This is a genomic window from Providencia sp. PROV205 (genome assembly GCF_028479505.1).
GTDB lineage: Bacteria > Pseudomonadota > Gammaproteobacteria > Enterobacterales > Enterobacteriaceae > Providencia > Providencia huaxiensis.
The window spans coordinates 1-21,963 of the sequence record NZ_JAMPNU010000029.1 but is presented as its reverse complement, the minus strand read 5'-3'; the positions used below and the strand labels follow the sequence as shown (position 1 = coordinate 21,963).

General features: G+C 45.4%; 8 protein-coding genes and 2 pseudogenes. 6 read left to right on the top strand and 4 right to left on the bottom strand.

Annotated features, from left to right (window positions below; genetic code table 11):
- Nucleotides 1–55 precede the first annotated feature (55 nt).
- From PR800_RS16445 to PR800_RS16435, 3 genes are all read left to right on the top strand, one after another.
- On the top strand, nt 56–1,660 hold the full coding sequence (locus tag PR800_RS16445; RefSeq protein WP_166267910.1) for a class I SAM-dependent DNA methyltransferase: 1,605 nt from the start codon (nt 56–58) through the stop codon (nt 1,658–1,660).
- Complete coding sequence (locus PR800_RS16440; protein WP_272531152.1) at nt 1,650–3,041, top strand: restriction endonuclease subunit S; 1,392 nt, start codon at nt 1,650–1,652, stop codon at nt 3,039–3,041. Before PR800_RS16445 ends, PR800_RS16440 begins: the two co-directional genes overlap by 11 nt.
- 122 nt (nt 3,042–3,163) lie before the next feature.
- The gene (locus tag PR800_RS16435; protein WP_272531151.1) at nt 3,164–6,442 is read left to right on the top strand and encodes a type I restriction endonuclease subunit R; all 3,279 of its coding nucleotides are present in this window, start codon (nt 3,164–3,166) and stop codon (nt 6,440–6,442) included.
- Nucleotides 6,443–6,453: 11 nt separating this feature from the next.
- On the opposite strand, the pseudogene PR800_RS16430 reads toward PR800_RS16435, so the two are convergent.
- Nucleotides 6,454–6,966: pseudogene (locus PR800_RS16430) on the bottom strand (hemagglutinin repeat-containing protein); the annotation flags it as partial.
- Between the two features lie 86 nt (nt 6,967–7,052).
- On the opposite strand from PR800_RS16430, the pseudogene PR800_RS16425 reads away from it, so the two are divergent.
- Nucleotides 7,053–7,205, top strand: a pseudogene (locus tag PR800_RS16425) (SymE family type I addiction module toxin); the annotation flags it as partial.
- Nucleotides 7,206–7,247: 42 nt separating this feature from the next.
- Here the strand turns inward: PR800_RS16425 and PR800_RS16420 are convergent.
- From PR800_RS16420 to PR800_RS16410, 3 genes are all read right to left on the bottom strand, one after another.
- Nucleotides 7,248–7,697, bottom strand: coding sequence for a hypothetical protein (locus PR800_RS16420; RefSeq protein ID WP_102137482.1), 450 nt, complete (start codon nt 7,695–7,697; stop codon nt 7,248–7,250).
- Nucleotides 7,697–18,499, bottom strand: a complete 10,803-nt coding sequence (locus tag PR800_RS16415; RefSeq protein ID WP_272531148.1) for a hemagglutinin repeat-containing protein — start codon at nt 18,497–18,499, stop codon at nt 7,697–7,699. Before PR800_RS16415 ends, PR800_RS16420 begins: the two co-directional genes overlap by 1 nt.
- An 81-nt stretch (nt 18,500–18,580) precedes the next feature.
- Nucleotides 18,581–20,221: a ShlB/FhaC/HecB family hemolysin secretion/activation protein gene (locus tag PR800_RS16410; protein WP_272531163.1), complete on the bottom strand. Its 1,641-nt coding sequence runs from the start codon at nt 20,219–20,221 to the stop codon at nt 18,581–18,583.
- 616 nt (nt 20,222–20,837) lie between these two features.
- Between PR800_RS16410 and PR800_RS16405 the strand changes: the two genes are divergently transcribed.
- Complete coding sequence (locus tag PR800_RS16405) at nt 20,838–21,437, top strand: hypothetical protein (protein WP_102137485.1); 600 nt, start codon at nt 20,838–20,840, stop codon at nt 21,435–21,437.
- Nucleotides 21,438–21,571: 134 nt separating this feature from the next.
- Nucleotides 21,572–21,963 (top strand): AbaSI family restriction endonuclease (locus tag PR800_RS16400; RefSeq protein WP_369128067.1); only part of this gene is annotated, 392 nt, incomplete at its 3' end.

Here is a 21,963-nt window from a genome sequence, read left to right as displayed (position 1 = left end):
AACACTAACTCAGTGCTCTCCGATAATAACTGATAAGAAAAGAGAATCTATCGACATGGCAAAATCACCCGCGAAAAAACCAACCAAAGGCTTTGAAGAAACCCTTTGGGATACCGCTAATCAACTGCGTGGTAGCGTTGAATCCTCTGAGTATAAGCATGTGGTACTCAGTTTGGTGTTCCTGAAATTTATTAGTGACAAATTCGAAGCCAAACGTAGCGAATTAATCAAAAATGGTCAGGAAGCCTTTGTTGATATGGATGTTTTCTATCAACAAGATAACGTTTTCTTTTTGCCGCAACAGTCCCGCTGGTCTTATGTGCAAGAGCGTGCGAAACAAGATGATATCGCGGTGATTATTGATACTGCGTTATCCACCATTGAAAAAAGCAACGCATCACTGACAGGCGCATTGCCGGATAACTATTTTTCTCGCCAAGGGCTTGAACCGAAAAGGCTCGCCTCACTTATCGACAGCATTGAAAACATCGATACCCTTGCCACGGAGTGTGGGGTAGGGGAAGAAGATCTCGTCGGCCGTGTTTATGAGTATTTTTTAGGGCGCTTTGCTGCGAGCGAAGGTAAAGGCGGGGGCGAGTTCTATACCCCAAAATCGGTAGTAACCCTACTTGCTGAAATGTTAGAGCCTTACCAAGGCAAAGTGTATGACCCGTGCTGCGGCTCAGGCGGTATGTTTGTGCAGTCGTTGAAATTTGTGGAAAGCCACCAAGGGAAAAGCAAAGATATTGCGATTTATGGGCAGGAGCTGACCAGCACCACCTATAAACTGGCGAAAATGAACTTGGCGGTGAGGGGGCTGACGGGCAATTTAGGGGAACGCCCAGCGGATACCTTTTTCGCAGACCAACACCCTGACTTAAAAGCCGACTTTATTATGGCGAACCCGCCGTTTAACTTAAAAGATTGGCGTAATGAAGCCGAGCTGACCAACGACCCACGTTTTGCGGGGTTCCGTACCCCACCGACGGGAAACGCTAACTATGCGTGGATTTTGCATATGTTATCTAAGCTCAGTGAAGACGGGGTTGCGGGCTTTGTGTTAGCCAATGGTTCGATGAGCTCGAATACCAGTGGTGAGGGCGAAATTCGCCAAAAACTCATCGAAGATGACCGTATTGAGTGCATGATAGCTTTGCCCGGTCAGCTCTTTTTTACCACGCAAATCCCCGTTTGTTTGTGGTTTATCAGTAAAAGTAAACACGCGAGCGCCAAATATGGTTATCGTGACCGCCAAGGGGAAACCTTGTTTATCGATGCCCGTAACCTCGGCACCATGATCAGCCGTACCCAAAAAGAACTTACAGGTGAGGATATCGCCACTATCGCTGATACTTTCCATGCATGGCGCAGTAGCGAAAGTGAACTGAAACGTCGTGTTGCAGCCAATGAAATCAGTATTGAGCAGTATCAAGACCAAGCCGGTTTTTGCAAAGTTGCCTCCTTTGACGATATCAAGGCCAATGATTTTGTACTCACACCGGGGCGCTATGTCGGTGCTGCGGAAGTTGAAGATGACGGTGTGTCGTTTGAAACCAAGATGCAGGAACTAACCCAAACTCTTTATCGCCAGATGGATGAAGCGGCAGAGCTTGATAAAGCTATCCGTAAAAATATGGAGGCGCTGGGGTATGGGGAGTAAATTTGAAACGAGGTTACTTGGTGGACTTTGTCATGAGATAACGGTTGGTTTTGTTGGTACGATGACGAATGAATATATCGAAAGTGGTATTCCATTTTTACGTTCAAAAAATATTGATGAATATGATGTAAAATGGGATGACATGAAGTATGTATCATCTGAGTTTCATAAAAAACTTTCTAAGTCTGCTCTTAAACCGGGCGATGTTGCAATTGTGAGAACGGGGAAACCAGGAACTACATGCGTTATACCAAATGACCTTCGTGAAGCTAATTGCTCAGATATAGTAATTGCTCGGGTTAATAACGAGCTACTATGCCCACATTATTTATCGTATTTCATGAATGCAATGGCCCATGGGCAAGTAAATGCTCATATTGTAGGGGCTGTGCAGCAACACTTTAACGTCAGTTCAGCTAAAAAACTGGAAATACCGCTACCCTCTAGAGATAAGCAAGCTCAGATTATTCATGTACTTAAGACTCTGGATGATAAATTAAAGCTCAATAGTCAAATCAATCAAACTCTCGAGCAAATGGCGCAAACGCTATTTAAATCATGGTTTGTAGATTTTGATCCTGTTATCGATAACGCACTAGATGCCGGTTTTTTTGAGCAGGATTTAGCCTTTTCAGAAGAATTACTGCGTCGGGTTGAATTGCGTAAAACGGCGCGTAAAAGTGATAAGTTTAAGCCGTTATCAAAAGATATTCGTCAGTTATTTCCTGATGCTTTTGAAGAAGGTTCAGAGCCTGCGTTAGGGCTTGGGGGATGGGTGCCTAAGAGTTGGTACTATTCTTCAATTTATGAAAGTATGGATATCATTTTTGGTGCTCCATTTAAGTCAAATCTTTTTAATGATTTAGGTGAAGGAAAACCAATTATTCGTATTCGAGATTTAAAAACAGGCACGCCACAAGTATTTAGTGTAGAACTGCATCCAAAGAAAACACAAATAATAGCTGGGGATATCATTGTTGGAATGGATGCAGAGTTTAGAGCGACTATTTGGTCTGGGGATGATGCTTATTTAAATCAACGATTATTTCTTGCAAAACCCAAAGGTACTAACATCAGTAATCTTTTTGTTAAATATTCTCTTTCTCCTCTTTTAGCTATAGAAGAAATGGCTCAGGTTGGAACAACAGTTGCTCATTTAGGAAAAAAAGATATAGATAAATTCAATATTATTTTACCTAATTCAAGTGTATTAGAAGCTTATAAAAAACAGAGTGATGATTTTTTAAGAAAAATAGTTGTCGGAATGAGAGAGAACAACACGTTAACAAAACTCCGTGACACGCTCCTCCCTAAACTGATCTCCGGCGAGCTGTCTTTAGACGATATCAAAATAGACATTCCAGAAGAAACACTCATCTAATTTATTCGACCGCTTCACATTTTTCTTATTGTGCAGCGGTTTTTGTTATCTAATCAATTAAACTAGCTTAATTAAAAAACACGATAAAAAACAATTTATAAAACAGACAAGAAGCCACTGACATGAGCCATATCTTCACCGAAGCCAAATTGGAACAGGCAATTATTGAACTGCTAGGACAACATGCAAACAATGCAGGAAAAACCTGCTATCCGCATTATGTCGGCAACACAATTCCACGCAAAGACAATAGCGAAGTGTTGATAGTGGACGACTTACGTCAGTACCTTGCTAACCAATATCAAGCTGATGGCATCACTGAAAGTGAAATCACCACGATTGTTCTGCAATTACAATCTTTGCCAGCCAGCGACCTCTACCAAAGTAATAAAACTTTTTGCCATTGGCTCAGTAATGGTTTTTTACTCAAACGCGAAGACCGCAAGCAAAAAGACCTGTATATCGAACTGATCGATACCCAAACATTGCCTGCTCAATTGGTTAAATTATTTGCCGGGGAAGATATCGTATCGGAGGCAGATAATAACCGCTATCGGTTAGTTAACCAGCTCGAAATAGAAGGGCAAGCCCGTGATGGGGGAGTCCAACTGCGTATCCCTGATGCAATTTTATACGTTAATGGTTTACCGCTGGTGGTCTTCGAATTTAAATCAGCGGTGCGAGGTGAAGAAGCTACCCTATTTGACGCATGGACACAGCTTTGCGTTCGTTATAGCCGCGATATTCCTAAGCTGTTTGTTTATAACGCCTTGTGTATTCTTAGTGATGGCGTGAATAACAAAATGGGTAACCTATTTGCCCCTTATGAATTCTACTACGCATGGCGCAAAATCAGCGGTAACGAATCAACGGAAAAACAAGGTATCAATGGCCTATATACCCTGATCGAAGGGCTATTTCATCCCGTTCGTTTATTGGATGTATTGAAAAATTTTATTTTCTTTCCTGATACCAGCAAGACCCCAGTTAAGGTTTGTTGCCGTTATCCGCAGTATTATGCGGCTCGTAAGCTGTTTTACAACATCGAAAAAGAGCGTAAGCAGATAAACTCGGGCGGTGAAAACATCGGGGGTAGCGGTAAAGGGGGCACCTACTTTGGTGCGACTGGCTGTGGTAAAAGCTACACCATGCAATTTTTAGCGCGTTTATTAATGAAAAGCGTCGATTTCGCTAGCCCAACCATTATTTTAATCACCGACCGCACCGATCTTGATGAACAACTGGCAAAACAATTTTGCAATGCAAAAGCCTTTATTGGCGATGAAATTATTGTACCGGTCACCAGCCGACAAGATCTACGCGACAAGTTAGCAGGGCGTGCCAGTGGCGGGGTATTCCTCACCACCATTCATAAATTCACAGAAGATATTCAACTGCTTTCTGAGCGCAGTAATATTATCTGTATCTCTGATGAAGCTCACCGCAGCCAAATTAACCTCGACCAAAAAATCAGTATTAACCAAGAAGACGGCACGGTTAAAAAGACCTATGGTTTTGCTAAATATCTGCATGATTCACTGCCGAATGCCACTTACGTTGGTTTTACGGGAACGCCTATCGACGCCACCTTAGATGTATTTGGTGAAACTATCGATAGCTACACCATGACCGAATCGGTGAATGATGAAATTACCGTGCGCATTGTGTACGAAGGACGTGCAGCTAAAATCGCCCTTGATAACAGCAAATTAGAAGAAATCGAACGCTATTACCAAGAGTGTGAAGCGCAAGGCACCAGCGAATATCAGATAGAAGAAAGCAAAAAAGCCACAGCGAACATGAACTCCATTTTAGGGGATCCTGACCGTATTGATGCGCTAGCGAAGGATTTTGCGCAACATTATGAAAAACGTGTTGAAGAAGGCTCGACCATCAAAGGCAAAGCGATGGTGGTTTGCGCTAGCCGTGATATTGCCTATGCATTTTATCAGAGCCTGAAGTTACAACGGCCAGAGTGGTTTGAGGCGAAACTGGCAATAGAGGGTGCTGAACTCACTGAGCAAGAGAAAAGCGAATTGATGCCTTTACCAATGGTCAATATGGTGATGACTCGTGGAAGAGATGACCATGAGGCCATGTACAATTTGCTGGGAACGAAAGATTACCGCAGAGAGTTAGATAAACAATTTAAGAACCCGAAATCCAACTTCAAAATAGCCATTGTGGTTGATATGTGGCTGACCGGTTTTGACGTGCCAGAGCTGGATACTATTTACATCGATAAGCCATTACAAAAGCATAATCTTATTCAAACCATTTCCCGCGTGAATCGCCGTTTTGAAGAGAAAAAAAAGGGGTTAGTGGTTGATTATATTGGTATTAAAAGTCGCATGAATATGGCGTTGGCCATGTATTCGAAAGCGGATAAGTCTAATTTCGAAGATATTCAGCAATCTATCGTTGAAGTGCGTAATCACTTGAACTTATTGGCGCAAGTATTCCATAAATTTGATAGCGATGATTACTTTTCAGGTTCGCCAACACGACAGCTAGACTGCCTTAATCGAGCGGCTGAATTTATCCTGCAAACCAAGAAAGTTGAACTGCGTTTTATGGGGTTAGTGAAGCGGTTGAAAGCCGCTTATGATGTCTGTGTGGGCAGTGAAGATATTACTCAAGATGAACGGGAACACATTCATTTTTATCTCGCGGTACGCTCCATCGTTTACAAATTAACGAAAGGGGACGCACCGGATACAGCGCAAATGAACCAAAAAGTGCGAGAGATGATAGCCGAGGCCCTTAAATCCGAAGGTGTGGAAGAGATTTTCACGTTGGGTGATGACAAAGCGGAGACCATTGATATTTTTGATGATGAATACATGGCGCGCATCAATAAAATCAAGCTGCCAAACACAAAAATGCAGCTGCTACAAAAGATGCTACAAAAAGCCATTAGTGATTTTCAAAAGGTCAACCAACTCCAAGGGATCAACTTTTCCAAGCGTTTTCAAGCATTAGTTGAGCAGTATAATCAACGCAAAGAGAACGATGTGCTCAATGGTGAAGAGTTCGATGATTTCACACAGCAAATGGCAGATATGATTTACAACATCAAAACAGAAATGATGTCATTTAAAGATATTGGTATTGATATGGAGGAGAAAGCCTTCCTCGATATTTTGCAGCATATGTGCCAGAAATACGATTTCACCTACGATGACGCCAAAATGTTGGTGCTTGCTAAAGATATGAAGCTGATTGTCGATGACAGCACGCAATACCCTGATTGGAGCAACCGGGACGATATTAAAGCGAAGCTGAAAGTTGACCTGATTTTATTATTGCACCGATATGGCTTCCCACCAGTGGCCAATGACGAGGTATATAAAAGTGTGCTGGAACAAGCCGAGAATTTTAAAAAATATCAGCTGGGGTGATTGGCGACCGCTAGCGCATCGGGGTCTTTCTGCGCTTTCAGACCTGCAATATCGCCTTCGGTACGAATGATATCCATGGTCTGATTGCCGATTTCGCCAATCAACTGGGACTGTTTTAAGCGGTTTTGTTCTTTCTCTTTATCGAATATCGGATTGATGCTGCCGTCATTGGCGTGCTCGGTATCGCGATTGAGCTCATTAACATCCTGTTTTTGCTTGTCTTCATCGCGAACAATCACGGAGCCTTCGCTGACCGCTGATTGTGTGGTGCCTTCCGCATGGCCGCTGTTATTGGCATTGGATAATAATCCTCCTGCGGTATTGGTGAGAAGTTGACCTCCAATTGGGCCACCGGTGCCAATCGAACCGCCCGTGTGCTCGGCGGAAAAATCGGCTTTGTTGTCGATATCTTTCCAGCCCAACGTACCGGTATCGAGGCGATTTTTGTCTTTATCCGCCGTTGAGGCAATCACCGCACCATCAAGCTGATTGTGCTCTTTGACGTTGACATCAAAGCCGCCTTTTGCTTTTCGACGATTGGCATTAGTGCGCAGTTGTAAGGCAAAAAGTTAGACAGCTAAAGAAGAAGGGGGGCAAAACCAGACAATATACAGTGGGTTACGCCCCCAATCGAGGTAACTCCAGCCCACAACTCACCTTAAGCGGTAAGTGGCTGAAAGAGATGGGATTTGAGGTGGGGAGTCACTACCCCCTCACTCGCCAAACCGGACAGTTGATTATCCAGCAGGTTGAGAACGAGTAAGATATTTAAGGACGATCCCAGCAAATAACTGGGATCGTCTCATTAATTAATAGAGTAAAGATCTTGAATGTAACGCTCAACAAATAGTTTTAATTCAGAAGATGGATAAGGCTCTTTAGCTTGGATTAAATAAGCATCATCATAAATTACTCTTGAATTCAATGAGCTAGATATTATATACAAAATTAAAACTGAAAACTTTAAGTTGCTCTCACCTCTTGTGGAGACACTTACCATGTATGGGTACTCTATATCATCTATATCACGTAGATTTTCTTCAATAAAGTTAAAACTTATCCAACAAAAATAATCATATTGGTGGTCGTGTATATAGATAAACTTATCAAGTAAATTCAGTCCTTTTTTAGCTGATATACCTATAGTTAATTGTTTTGTAGACAAAGAAAAGTCATTAAACCCATCGACGATACTATTGAGGATATCTTCAAATTGAGGAAGCTTTTTAATTGGAAATAAAATTTCGTTAGACATTATTTTCCTCCATTGGTACTAATTGAGCCACTTGTAACATTAAGCCAGCCATCTTGGGTTTTAATGTAAATATTATTTACCGTGCCTTCTTTTGTGATATTGCTAACTGGAGAGCCAGATTTAAAGTGGTCAATCATTTCTTTCATGCTTACACCTGTTTTAGATGCATCCACATATAGATCCCCTTGATAGCCAGCTTTTTGCATATCTTTGGCACCACTCACAATATTGCGCCTAACAGCGTTGATGCTCTGCCCTTCTACTAATTTTAATTGGACCGGAACACCATCTAGCCATCCATCTATTCCTTGGAAATTTTCTTTTTCAACTCCTTTAAAATTACCGCCCTTATATTTAACAATATCTAATGCTTGCTGGTATTCATGAGGTTCTAATGCATTCTGTATGACTGTCCCTTGTTTTCCATTAGGTAATTTAAGGATATCTTTACCTGAGTTTATTACTGTTGACTCCGCACTCGTCAACTGATTCAAGTTAATCTTACCAGCCTTGGCTTCTGACTGTATTACTTGTTTAACTGTCGAGACTTCTTGTGCTGTTTTACCAATAATCAATGCACCGCCGGCACCAGTTCCTCCCGGTGTTACTACCTCTGCTGTAAATATACCCACTTCATTTAAGCATATTACAGGTGCTGCTTTACAGCCTGTTAAAGCAGTTCGAACAGTTGCTATCATTTCTGGTGCTATAACTAATGAGTAGCCAGCTGCAACGACGCCCATCGATGCTCCAGACACAACTAAATTACCATTATTAATGCCTTTAGTTATGTCTGCTTTACAGCTCGCATCACAATCTGGGATATCAGCAAATAAGAACCCAAGGTTTCCACCAAGTGCCATTGAGTTATTCTCAACCGCATTCTTCCCAGCTTGCGAGCCGGTAATTGCCCCAGCCACATCACCGGTAGTCAGTCCACCAGCAAGGCCTGAAGCCAGTTGGCTTAGTGCGCTGACTTGCTGTTTCTCACTTTCACTCAGTTCCCAAATCTCTTTGCCCGGGAAGAGGGTGTTCAAGATAACATGAGCCGACAACTCACCGCCACCAGCACCTAATCCACCCGCAGCGGCGGATTGGTTATTTAGCTCAGCGACGACGGCGCCTAACACAGCATGTGCCATGGCATTCGCGGCTTTATTATCTTCGCCAACCTGCTGTTTTATCAACGTTGCTAAGTAAGGGGAAGAGGCATTTGCCAATGCACCTGCTAAATTATCACCCGCAAGCCCTTGTAGCAAGCCAGTGACGGCTTGGGCGGCTTTTTGGAAGTCGCTGCCCGTGCCGTACTGTGCCATGGCGTTGTTGTAAGCTTGCTGTTTAATCGCGTCATCAGTGAGTGTTTTCCCCTCTAATTCCAGTTGTTTTTTGGCGATGGCTAGCGCATCGGGGTCTTTCTGCGCTTTCAGACCCGCAATATCGCCTTCGGTGCGGATGATATCCATGGTCTGATTGCCGATTTCGCCAATCAACTGGGATTGTTTTAAGCGGCTTTGTTCTTTCTCTTTATCGAATATCGGGTTGATGCTGCCGTCATTGGCGTGCTCGGTATCGCGATTGAGCTCATTAACATCCTGTTTTTGCTTGTCTTCATTGCGCACAATGACAGTGCCGTCACTGACTGCCGATTGCGTGGTGCCTTCGGCGTGCCCGCTGTTATTGGCGTTAGAGAGTAACCCGCCCGCGGCATTGGTTACCAGCTGGCTGCCAATTGGGCCACCGGTGCCAATCGAACCGCCCGTGTGCTCGGCGGTAAAGTCGGCTTTGTTGTCGATATCTTTCCAGCCCAACGTACCGGTATCAAGGCGATTTTTGTCTTTATCCGCTGTTGAGGCAATCACCGCGCCATCAAGCTGAGTGTGCTCTTTGACGTTGACATCAAAGCCGCCTTTGCCTGCAAAGATACCGGTTTGTTCTTTCACACTGTCGTAGTTACTGTGTATCTTATCTTTGCTGGCACTGATATTGATGTTTGGCGTGCCACCTATCGTGTAACCGCCACCGATGCTGACCTCTTGCTGTTTCGCATCATAGCGGTCGCTGTCTTGCTCACTTTGCAGGGTGAGGTCACGACCGACATTGACAGTGACTTGCTCACCACTGACTTGCGCCCCTTTGAGGGTGGTATCTTGTCCACTGTTTAAGGTGAGTTTGTTGCCTGCATCCAATGTGGTTTCCGTGTGGGTGAGGCCATTGCCTTTTTCATGGCCTTTGCCTTGGTTGACGGAGGCTGAGATATTGACTCCATAGCCACCTTCACCAACGCCCACACCAACCCCGACACTGCTACCTTTGCTGCTATTTTTGCTGTTTGTCTGCTCGGTATTTTGGGCAGAAACGAGGTTGATATCTTGCGTGGCAGACAGTGATAAGTCTTTGCCTGCTTTGAGCTCACTGCCGACGACCGTGATATTACCGCTGTCGGGGTTGGTATCTTTGTTTTTACCTGTTGCGGTAATCGACAGGTTTTGGCCTGCGTTTAAGGTGCTGCCTTGCGACTGGCGACTATCGGTATGCGTTTCGCTTTTCGACGATTGGCTGCCGTAAGACACGCTGACGCCAACCGTATTGGTCGCGCCTTTTTGGTAGCCTTTATCACCTGGCTTGAGGTTGTTTGCCGCATTGTAGTTATTGGCGGCCTCAGTTTTAAGGCCATCTAATTCAACGGCTTGCTGGGCTTGAACACCCGATAATACCGCTTTGGTGTTTTGCAGGGCACTTAAACGACCGTCACTTTCTTTGCGAGCTTGCTGTGCAGTGCTGACGGCGGTATTGAGGGCGCTGCCTGCACTGCCAGAGAGAGAAATACCAAACCCACTTTGCTTGGTTTCAAATGTCTCAGTGCGAGTCCGTTCATCATAGCCCGGGTCGATTTGGACGCTGTCGCCCGTGAGGTTTAAGTCTTTTTGGGCAATCAGGTCAGCTCCTCCCACATGCAGTTTGTTGCCGGCGGTGATGTTGACATTGCCTTGTGTGCTGCCAATGGTGCTGACACTTTGGCTTTGAGTGGTGCCTTTTTCATCTACTTCATGGCGGGAGGATTGTTTACCGACACTAAAGCCAATGCCACCGCTACTCATTAGGCCGCTTTTTTTCTTCTCTTCGAGCAGATAATGTGAGTCGGTTTCGGTCGCAGCGGTGATATCCACATTGTTGCCAGCGGTTAAGCTGACATCATTCTCTGCAACCACGGAAGAGCCTTTAACGGTCAGGTCGTTCCCTGCGGTAATGGTGACTTTTTCGCCACTGAGCAAGCTGCCTTTTTCTCGCGTGGTTTCATCGTTTTGGATGGTGTGCTCACTGCTGGCGCTTAAGAAGCCTTTACTGCTACGCTGCTCTTCAACATATTTTTTATTTTCTTCCGTGGCGGTATTGAGTGTCACATTCTGTTTTGCATCAAGGGTGATTTCGCCTTTTTCACTGTGGATGGTGCTACCCGTGACGGTGATGTCTTTATCTCGCGCCGTGATTTCGATGCCGTTTTGCCCGCTGAAGGTGCTGCCGACCACCTCATGGGATGAGGTTTCATCGACTCGGGAGCCTTTGCTGCTGCCATTGCGCGTTTGCTCTTGGTCTAGCGCGTGGGTGTCTTGAGTTGCTGCCGTGATAGTCACATCTTTCGCTGAGACGCTGATTTTACCTGCTTGGCTATCGACTTGGGCGCCTTCTGCCACCAAGTTGTTACCTGCGTTCAATGAAACGCCTTTGTCGCCACTGAGCGTACTGAGCACCAAACGGTCTTCTTCACGGGTGTTGCTGACGGAAGAACCGTTGCCTTGTGCATCGAGTTGGCTTTTATTGGTGGTTTTATCCGATAGGATATTGATATCGCTACCCGCGTTGACATCTAATGTGCCGCCAGCTTGCGCTTGGCTGCCTTTGACGGTGACATCTTTTCCGGCATTGAGGCTGAGATTGCCACCAGCGCTGAGTTCACTGCTTTGTGCGAGTTGCCATTCGCCGCTGATATGCGCGAGGCTACCAGTCGCATCCATGCCTTCATTACCGCGTTCACCCATTGCCCCCGCAATCACATCAATACTGCCAGTATGGGTGCTTTTCACTGCGGTAATGGATAAATTGTCACGTGCATTGAGCTTGATATCGCCTGTTGCATCCAGTTTCGCGCCTTGCAGTTGAACGTCATGCCCACTTAAGGTGATATCGGTGGCGCTCATTGTCGCTTGACGCAGTGCATCTTGTAAGTTGGTGCTTAACGTGAGGCTATCGGCTTGGATATTGATAGTATCCGCTTTGATATCCCCATCACGGTGCATAAATTGTTTCGCATCGACCTCAAGGCCTTTTTCTGCTAATAAGTTCCCTGCATTATCGATGCTGTCAGCGGATAAGTTCAGTGTCTTACCGCTGATCATCGCCCCTTGCTGTGTCAGGCTAAGTGTCGTGTTAGCTAAATAGACTTTCGGAACCCAGACCGTTTGTGGGCCTTGTGGGGTGTTGATGGTCTCGCTGACTAGCCATACGATGTCCTGTTGCAGGGCAGCGATTTGTGCCGGGGTCAAAGCAACACCGGGACGCAAGTTGAACTCTTCCGCGACTTTAACACCATTATTCATCAGGTATTGATACTGTGCCATGGCATCTTCTTCACGCAGAGAAGGGCGACCAGTAAGTTTCAGCACCTGCTCGCGGACGAGACGTTGTTCATAGAAACCATCCCCTAAACGCTTATGCACATCGGCAGGGGAGTAGCCAACCCGCTCAAGTAGGTAGTCGCTGCTGATAAACTTATTTCTGTCGGTAAAGCGCGGGTCGGTGACCACTAAGAATGGGCTGTCTGGGGTTAAGTTCGGACGGAATAAGCCATTATCTGGGATAGAGGTTGCCACATCGCCGATGTGCTGTTTTTCGGTTAACGCCAATTCGGCAGGGAGCAGAGGGCGGTCGATTGGCGAAGTGCCCTCAGCTTGATTGAGCTCTGATTTTCCCTGCTCATTGATGGTGGTATTGAGGTCTTGTTTATTCACGCCATCAATATCAAATGCCAGTGGATTACGTTCCCATTCAGCACGTTCCGCTTTGGCGGCATTCATCGCCGCTTCTAGCGTGGTGATTTGCGCGGCATTGACGGTGGTATTGGTGATATTGGCACTGGTGATGGTGACATTGCCATTACCCGAAATAATGCCATCGATGGTGGTGAGTGCCGTGGTTTTGTCACTACTGGACTGTGGATACCAGTGGCTTTTACTGACATCATAATGGTCGGAATAAAATTCTTTACGGCGCTCATTCACGGAATAGCCAGTATTCTCAATGTGCCCTTGACCTTTAATATCTAAGTCACCTGTTGAGGTAATGGTGCTGGCATCATTTTTGATTAAATCCGTGATATTGAGCGTCATATTGCCGCCCGACAAAATGCGCGCGCCAATTCCTTCGGAGATCAATTTGTCACGGGTGACAGAGCCTGTGACTGAACGTTCGCGTATCCAACTAAAATCATCAATACCGGTTGCAGTTGCCATATCAATGTGTTGATTTGGATCCCACACTTCATAGCGATATTGGTTATGCTTACGCCATACCGCACCATGGTAAGGGGTTGGCGGGTTTTGAATACGCCCCGGTACGCCACGTGACTCATAGAAAGTCATGGCATAACTGCCATCGCTATTGGGAGTGAGCGCCAAATAGTTGACCCACAGGGTGGTGACTTGACCATCCTGCTGTTTCACCTTCATTTGTGCGCGTTTATTTTTGGCATCAATGTCTAAGATTGTGCCATACTTGTTATCCAATGCGGCCTGATCGTTTTGAAAGGTCAATTGCTGCGTGGTCGGTGCCATCGCAGTTGGGTTTTTATGGGCCTGAGTTTCAAATGAACGCCAGTAAAAGTTATACAGTTGCTTTTTATAATTTTCGACCTCGGCCTCGCGCTGAATATCTAACCCTTCACGTAAGTTATTCAGTTGACGCGCGGTAATGGAAACGTCACCTTCCGCTTCAATAAAACTGGCGTTATTTTCAATTAAGTCATCACTGGTGAGTGTGAGGGTATCGCCACTGTAAATCAGCGCTTGGTCGCGGTTGATGAGTGTTTTTTCTGTTTGTAGGTCAATGTGTTTTGCTGCGGCAATGACGGCCTTTTTCCCCTGATTATCAAGGGTCTTAGCTTTAACGCGGATCTCATCCCCCATCAATGTCGCGCTATTGTTTAAAGCGTCGACGTCGAGCGCCATCTTATCGGCTTCTAACCGATTCAGGTTATTTAGTTTACCTGTTGTGATAGCGAGGTTTTTACTGACCAATGAGCCTTGGTTTGTGAAGTTTAGGCTCGACAGGGTAAAGTCACCCGGTAATAACCAGTCAGTGAGGTTAGTCAAAGTACCCGTGATATTCAGTGTGACCGATTGGTTGCTAGTGAGGGTATCACCTGCGCGGTGCGTGTAGTCCTGCGCCGCGGTCAGCGAAAGCGTTTTCTGACTTTTGATTGTCCCGCCCTGATTATTTATGGACTGGGTACTGATGGCAAGTGACGAACCACTTTGCAGGGTACCTTGTTGGTTTGAGAGGGCAAGCTGAGCCGAGGTGGAAGCGGCATCGGTATTCAGCGCAATATCCCCATTGGCTAACACCTGACCTGATTGGTTATTGAGAGTGTTCACCCCTGAAAACGTCAAGTTTTCATTACTTTGCAGCCGGCCTTGGGTATTTTCGATATTTTTAACGGTCAGCGTGGTTTCTTTACTGCCGTGAACCAGTCCATTTTCACGGTTATCTAAGGCATTGAGTAACAGGCTGAGGCTACCTTGACTGCTGAGAATACCGTTGTGTCGATTATCCAAGGTGAGCGCAATCAGTTTCAGTGCGTTGGTGGAAACCAGTTGCCCTTGTTGGTTTTGGATATCGGCAGCCGTTAACGTCAAGGTATCACCGCTGTGAATTTTCCCTTGTGTGTTATTGAGCTGCGCGATGTTGTAGGTGCCCGCGAGTTGGCTAATGAGGGTACCTTGGGTGTTATCAAGCTCTGTTGTATTCAACGCAAGCTTTCCGAGGCTACTCACCGTCCCTTGCTGGTTTTTAAAGGTTTTTGTTTCCAGTTGTTGGTTTTGATTACTGAGGATTGACCCTGATGTGTTATCAATCAGCGTGGTACTGGTGATATTCAGGGTTTGCTGGCTTTCTATTCTGCCAGATGTATTGTCTAACGCTTGGCTGGTTAACGTGAGGTTTTCACCACTTTGCAGCTTGCCGTGACGATTATTCAGCGCATTTTCAATGGATAACAACAGTTGTTTTTGGCTATACAGTAAGCCGCCTTGCGAGTTATCGACACTCGACGCGCTGAGCTGCAATGTGCCACCAGAGAGTAATTGTCCCTGCAGGTTTCTGACGGACTGCCCTGTGGCGGTGAGGTTTTGACTGGCACTGATTTTGCCTTGGGTATTATTGATTTCGTTGACAACCAAGAGTGATGCAGAGCCACCCGCTTGCAATGTGCCTTGCTGGTTTTCCAGGGCGTTTGCCGTGAGTTCAACATTTTTCTGGCTTTGGATTTCACCGTTTTGGTTATTCAATGACTGAGTCGTAGCCTGCCATGAATCTAAGCTGCCCATCCAACCCTGTTGGTTGAGAATATTGTGTGCGTTGAGTGTTTGCGCTTGCTGGCTGAAGAGTCGCCCATCGCGGTTATCAATCAGCTGTGCCACTTGAATATCTAAGCGCCCAAGGGCATTGAGTGCCCCTTGCGCGTTATTGACAAGATTAGCGCTAATTGCGGTATCACCTTGGCTGGTCAAAATACCCGCTTGGTTATTAAAATCGCCACTGAGGGTGAACGATAGTGCATCTTGGCTGAGAATTTGGCCTTTTTGCTGATTACTCAGTTGGTTACCGGTTAACGTTAATGTGCCACCACTTTGTAGCAAGCCCGCGGTATTATTGAAGTGATTACCTTGCCACTGCAATGTTTTGCCAGCGCTGACTTTGCCTTGGCGGTTATTGAGGTCATTTTGCGTGTTTACGATGAGCTGGCTACCCGACAATAACTGGCCTTGGGTGTTATCAATATTCTCTGCGTTGAGGTTCGTCTGTTTTCCTGCTTGCAGCGTGCCTTTTTGGTTGTTGATATCCCCTTGGGTATCGAGGGTTAATTGATTGCCTGCTTCTAATAAGCCAGACTGATTATTCACATCGCTCTGACTGATAAGGTCGAGATTTTGGGTCGCAATCACTTTACCCGTTTGGTTATCCAAGTGAGCGGTGTGGATATTGACGTTTTGGCTGCTGATTTCGCCTTTTACATTGTCAATTTGCGCGGTGGTTGTGATATCCAAGGCTTTGCCTGATAGTACTTGACCATCTCGGTTATCCAGTGCTTTGGTAGTGATGGCAACCTGCTTACCCCCTTGCAGTAAACCTACTTGGTTGGCGAGTTGCTGACCGATAGACGCGGTTAATGTCTCATTGGCAATCACTTTACCTTTGGTGTTGTCTAACGCATTTTTTGCAGTGATATCAACGCTATTTTCACCAACGACTTGCCCTTGCTGGTTGTTAATCTTGTTTGCATTCAGCGTAATATCTTTGCTGTAAAGTGTTCCGCTTTGGTTATCAAGGCCAGTCGTTGCATTAAGAGTAAGTTGCTCCCCAGACAGTATTTTTCCGCTTTGGTTATCAATACGTTGTGCATCTACCGTGAGCTGAGTGTCACTTTGCAGCGTGCCTTGTTGGTTGTTAACCACATCTTGAGCGGTTAAGGTTAATTTATCACCTGAGCCAATAAATCCGTTGGCGTTATTCATCTGTTGGCGAGCGACAATATCGAGGGTCGTCTGGCTAATCAGTTTACCCAGTGCATTATTGAGATTGTCCGTGGTGATAGTCACTTTTTGGCTGTTGATAGTACCGGATGCGTTATTCAGCGATTTGCCTGCTTGCAGGTTGACGGCATTCCCTGCGACAAGGTTACCCGCGCGATTATCAATCTGCTCTTTGGCATTCAATACCAGTGTGGTTTGGCTTTTAATGGTGCCCGATTGGTTATCAATCGCATTCGCTGTTAGGCTTAAATCGCCATTCGCCCCGATTTCACCTTGCTGGTTTCTAACGCTATTTTTCACCAGCCAATCTTGTTTGGTATTGCCTAACGCAACCAGCCGGCCCGCTTGGTTGTTCAATGAGTCGGCATTGAACTTGAGGCGATTGGCTTCAATCGCGCCGCCTTGGTTATTCAGTTGCCCAGAAAGCGCAAATTGGCTCTCATTTTGCCCTGTTTGTACCCATGTGCCTTTCTGGTTAAACAAGTTGTTAGCGCTGACGTTCCATTGCGCGGCTTTGACTTGCACTTGCTCGGTATGAATATCGCGTGCGCTGTTGAGTTTGACGTTGTTGGCGTCAATTTTGCCTTGGGTGAGGGCGATATCCCCTTGTTTGGCGGTGAGTGCCAACGTCGAGGCGGCGACTTGTGTTTGGCTTAAATCCAGTGACTGGCCTACTACTGTGACGTTTTGTTTACTTAAAAGTGTACCTCGGGTATTAATTTTACCGTCGCTGTTTAAGGTGATATTAGCATCTTTAATAATATTGCTTTTGTTATCACTGCCTGCGAGCACGTTGCCTTGGCTGCGGATATCGCCTTTCGCATTGATATTGACATCTTTTAGCGCAGCTAGTGTGCCGGTATTGCTCACTGAGCCTGTTTGGCTTTCAATGTTTAAGGTGCCGCCGCTGTGCAATTTACCTTGGTGGTCGATGGCGTCTTTAGCGGTCAGGGTAATATCACTGCCGGCTTGGGTGGTGGCTTGCTGCGATGCACTGCCCCAAATCAGCTTACCGTTGCTGCTGACTGTTAAGGTTTTATCCGCTTGGATGTGCCCGCCTTGGTTACGCACGCCCACGCCTTTTTCGGTGCCTACCATGTGGATATAACCGCTGTACATGCCGCCCATTTGCCCCATGTCGATAGCAAACTCAGGTTGTGGGGTTTGGCTCTCTATCGGGGTGGGGTTATTTTGCGTATCAACCTTATTTTTACCCGCGACAACCGCGATTTTTTCTTTCGCCCACACGCCGGAGTTGATTTCAACGGCGCGGGCGAGCAAATCCACATATTGGGTATCGTGGCGGCTATCGGCATTCAAGCCACCGCCTTCAACACGAATAACACCACGCTCGACTTGATACCCCGCGAGGCTACCATCTTGATTAAATTGTGGTTTACCTGTGGTGAGGGTCATGCGCCCAGCGTTGATGGTGCCGCAGCCATTACAAATAATTCCCGATGGGTTGGCGACAATCACTTGTGCTTTACCGCCAGCCACTTCGAGGAAGCCTTTAATTTGGCTAGGGTTATTACTGTTGACTTCATTCAGAATAACACGCGCAGGGGCTTTGTTTAGGTCAAGGTTCGGGTTGCCTTGGATCATCCCCGCGGTTTGCGTTGAAGTCATCACCGCCGAGTTATTGAGAATGGCGCCACGGTTATCGACATCAAATTGTTTATATTGGTTATGGGATATGCCCGAACCATTCGGTGCCGCAATATTGACTTGTGGAATGCCATTTTGCGTGTTGATCACATCAGGACGCTGGTTTTTAGGGGCATTGTTATCGGCAATAATGCTGCTCGCCATGGCTGAGCCACCCCACAAGGCTAACCACAGCAGCAGCGAGGTGCGGCGCAGAGTGACCCACAGGCGGCCGCCATTTGAACCGCGCGTTTGGCCTGATTCGGTACTACAGCTTTTAGCTAGCTCGGATACAACACGTAATTCCCCGTGAGTGCGGCTGAAAATTAAACGATAACAATGCTTGTTCATAATGGAGTTCCTTCAAAAAAAACAGTGCAGACACGGGTAAAACTGAAAATGTCTATCGATTATCAAATCAATAAAATGCGATTAAATTTCAAGGTTGAGGCTAAAGCCTGCTGTCGCCCCTGATGTATCGAATTTTTTCGGCTTATATAACGGCACGCCGACAAACAGGTCGTAGCTTAAACGTGATGAAATTGAGCCGCGCAGCCCTAATGCGGTACCCGCGAGTTGATGCCCCACAAGGTATTTAGTGCTCTGGCCTTCAACACGCCCGTAGTCAGCGGCTAAATACAGCTCTTGCCCTTGAGAAAAGGCATTCCACGCCAGTTCGTTGCGCCATAACAGGCCTTTTTCTCCTGACAGCACTTGCTCACCGTCAAAACCACGGACGGTATAACGTCCACCAATAGACATGCGCTCTTGCGGTGTTAGGGCGTGCTGAGTCCATTGACTGCGTAAAGTGGTATTCAAACGCCAAGGTTGTTCACCCAACGTGAAGGGTTGATTGAAACTGATGTCTCCGAGCAAAATCCCCACGCGGGCACTGCCGCTGTGGGTATCTTCTTCTGGCGCACGGCGAGCTCCATACGCACCTGTACCGCGACGCCAGTTGACATTGGCATCGAGTGTGGCATTGCCTAAGAAGCTGCGCTGATTAATACCGACTTCCCAGCCAGCAGTACGGCGACGTTGCTGCTCAATATCAATGTCATTGACCGCGTTACTGGCCGTTTTTCGGTAGGTACGTAAGTTAAGCGTGGTTTTATGGGTTTGATCGCGAAACAGCAACCGTGACACGGTAAATTGTGCGGTATCACTCTTACCGCTATAACGCAGCACTTCGTTGGCATTGGGAATATTTTGGTGATAATTATATTCATTGTAATTGGCTGCAAAGCCCCAATTGCCAACGGGAATAAAGTAGTTCAGGGTATAAGAACGGTTACCAAAAGGGCCTTTATCAAACAAGTCTTTGCTGATGTTGGCGTAAAACATGTCATTTTGGGCAAACGGCGCATCAATGGCGAGCGTCGCAGAGCCCAAATAGCGCCCCGTACTTTTTGAGCCACTATCATCCAAACCCAAGCTTAATCGCACAGGGCGTTTTTCTTGCCAACTGACCACTAAGTCACTGGTGCCATCAATCGGGCCGGGTTCGATACGAATATCGGCAGTGACATTCGGTACGCGTTTAAAGTTTTCCAGCCCTTGCTCAATATCACGCAGATTCAAAATATCGCCCGAGGAAGCAGGAACGGCATTCCACAAGCGACCACGCCATGAGGTGCCTTCATCAAAACGAATGGTGTTAATGCGCCCCGGCTGGAGCGTGAGGACTAATTCACCTTGATTCAAGTCTTGTTCCTGAGCCATCACGCGGGTAGTCACATACCCTTTCTCTAAAATGGCATTTTGGACTTTATTGAGGACCAACAAAATCCCTTGGCTACCCAAGCACTGGCCTTTGGCGTCGTTAACGGCCTTTAACGCCCATTGAAAATCGGCGGCGGATTCACCATCAAGGCTAATAGTGGAAATGGTAAAGCAGGGTTGCTCATTTTGCGGATAATCCGGCAGTGACAAATCAGGCTGTTGAATACGTGTATCCACAACGGGGTTGTTCTGCTGTTGTAGCATACGTTCACGTTCTTGCTGGCGTTGCTGTTCACGGGCATCGATAGAGAGTGCTTGGTTGACGGGGTCAGCCAATAAGGGGGCTGACATAAAACATAAGCTTAGCAAACTCCATTTTAATGAACGGTGTTGCTCACCAACGTGACCACGCGCGGAGGGTAATGCTTTTTCCTGCATATTTTTGCCTAATTCATAAATCAATACATGTAGTTATCTAACCCAATGAATTAAGGCGGTGCCAGTGATGAAATATCGGTTCAGGGCATCCTTGCTAATACATCCACAAATCCGTTGTGACGCTGATTAAGCGTGAGTTTAAAGTGCGGAATTTAGGGAGTCGCTAAATTTCATTGAGAACGTTATCTTAAGTTAAATTTACTGTTAACATTTACATAAATTGACAAGAAGGACAATAAGATGAAATCGCATTTTTTGGTAAATAAAATTTAATATCAGCTTTTAATTCCGTGATGGGTATTTATTAGTGATTGGAACTGGATTTTCGATTTATACAGAATTTAAATTTAATGAGTGTAGGGTGTTTACTATTCGACATACACAATAATACTTATTATTTTATAATAAGCTCCATTTTATCGTGACATAGATAATTAATTCATTGTTTTTATCTAATTTTTGTTGCTGTATACGTGTGATGATAAGGTTATTTTCACCTTATAGCGATAAACAGATTGGGGGAGATGGTATGGCGAAAGGTTTAAAAATGTTTTTTGCTAGACAATCTAAAAACGATGATCAATTGGTTTCTATTTCTGCGATTACAAAAGACAGTAAAGATGGGCTTATTTGCGAGTATTGCGATGCGAATGTGACTTGGGTGGATTCTTTTGTGCGTTTAGGTAGAACGATTTCGCCATATTTACGCTTAGGTCCTAATCAAGAACATTCTGCATCATGCAAAAATAATGTTAGAAGGGCGGTAGAAGTATTGGTTGCAAAGTCTACAAATATTGAAGATACCAAAGATATTTTTCTTTCAGAACAAGGCACATTCATATTTCGGATGAATGTATTGTTAGAGGCTGAATCAGATTTCAAACGAGCAAAAAAAGCGTATGAAGATGAATATGATAGTGAAATTCGGGAGCGTAAAAGTCGAGAGTATAAGGCATCTGAGAGAAGGCTTTCTAATTATTTTAACTCAGCAGCGGGCATAGCAAAAATTTGGGAAAGAATAGAAGAGAGTTCAGATAAAAAGCTGTTATCTGAACTTGTCGTTATCGAATTTAATGGCAAAAAAATCAAATGGAATAATTTTTTTTATGATGAAAGTCGATGGAATTGAGCATCCCGTCGCTATTTACAGTGCTAAGTATTATGGTGATGATATATTTACTATTTTGATACTACGCTTGCGAATACAGGCGTCTTAGTTAAGTCTTTTGTCTGGTTATTTATTTGTTTTTAAATGGTATTAACATGAGTAAAGATGACTATATTCTTCGGGCACTATCAAAAATCTCTCATAAGCGCTGGGAACACTACATTATCAATCGCATTTTTCACAGGTTGAATGACCCTGACCTTGAGTTCGTTTGCCAGCAGTGTATTCGAAAGGAAGGGCACTCTGGAAAAATTTATCTCGCAGACCTGCTTTTTCCACAGCTAAAGTTGTATCTTGAAATAGACGAGGCGCACCATGATAGCGATGAAGCTAAAATGGCTGACGGAATCCGCCGTTTGGACATCATGGAAGCGACTGGATTTATTGAAAAACGAATTCCAGCTAATAACACGACACTGGACAAGATTAATCATCTCGTTGACGAATTCATCCTTCTTGTTAGGGATAGAAAAGCCCAACAGGAAGT

Coding starts and splice junctions, on each gene's coding strand:
- PR800_RS16420 (WP_102137482.1), bottom strand. CDS start 7,697: ATGTCTAACGAAATTTTATTTCCAATTAAAAAGCTTCCTCAATTTGAA.
- PR800_RS16435 (WP_272531151.1), top strand. CDS start 3,164: ATGAGCCATATCTTCACCGAAGCCAAATTGGAACAGGCAATTATTGAA.
- PR800_RS16410 (WP_272531163.1), bottom strand. CDS start 20,221: ATGTCAGCCCCCTTATTGGCTGACCCCGTCAACCAAGCACTCTCTATC.
- PR800_RS16405 (WP_102137485.1), top strand. CDS start 20,838: ATGGCGAAAGGTTTAAAAATGTTTTTTGCTAGACAATCTAAAAACGAT.
- PR800_RS16445 (WP_166267910.1), top strand. CDS start 56: ATGGCAAAATCACCCGCGAAAAAACCAACCAAAGGCTTTGAAGAAACC.
- PR800_RS16440 (WP_272531152.1), top strand. CDS start 1,650: ATGGGGAGTAAATTTGAAACGAGGTTACTTGGTGGACTTTGTCATGAG.
- PR800_RS16415 (WP_272531148.1), bottom strand. CDS start 18,499: ATGAACAAGCATTGTTATCGTTTAATTTTCAGCCGCACTCACGGGGAA.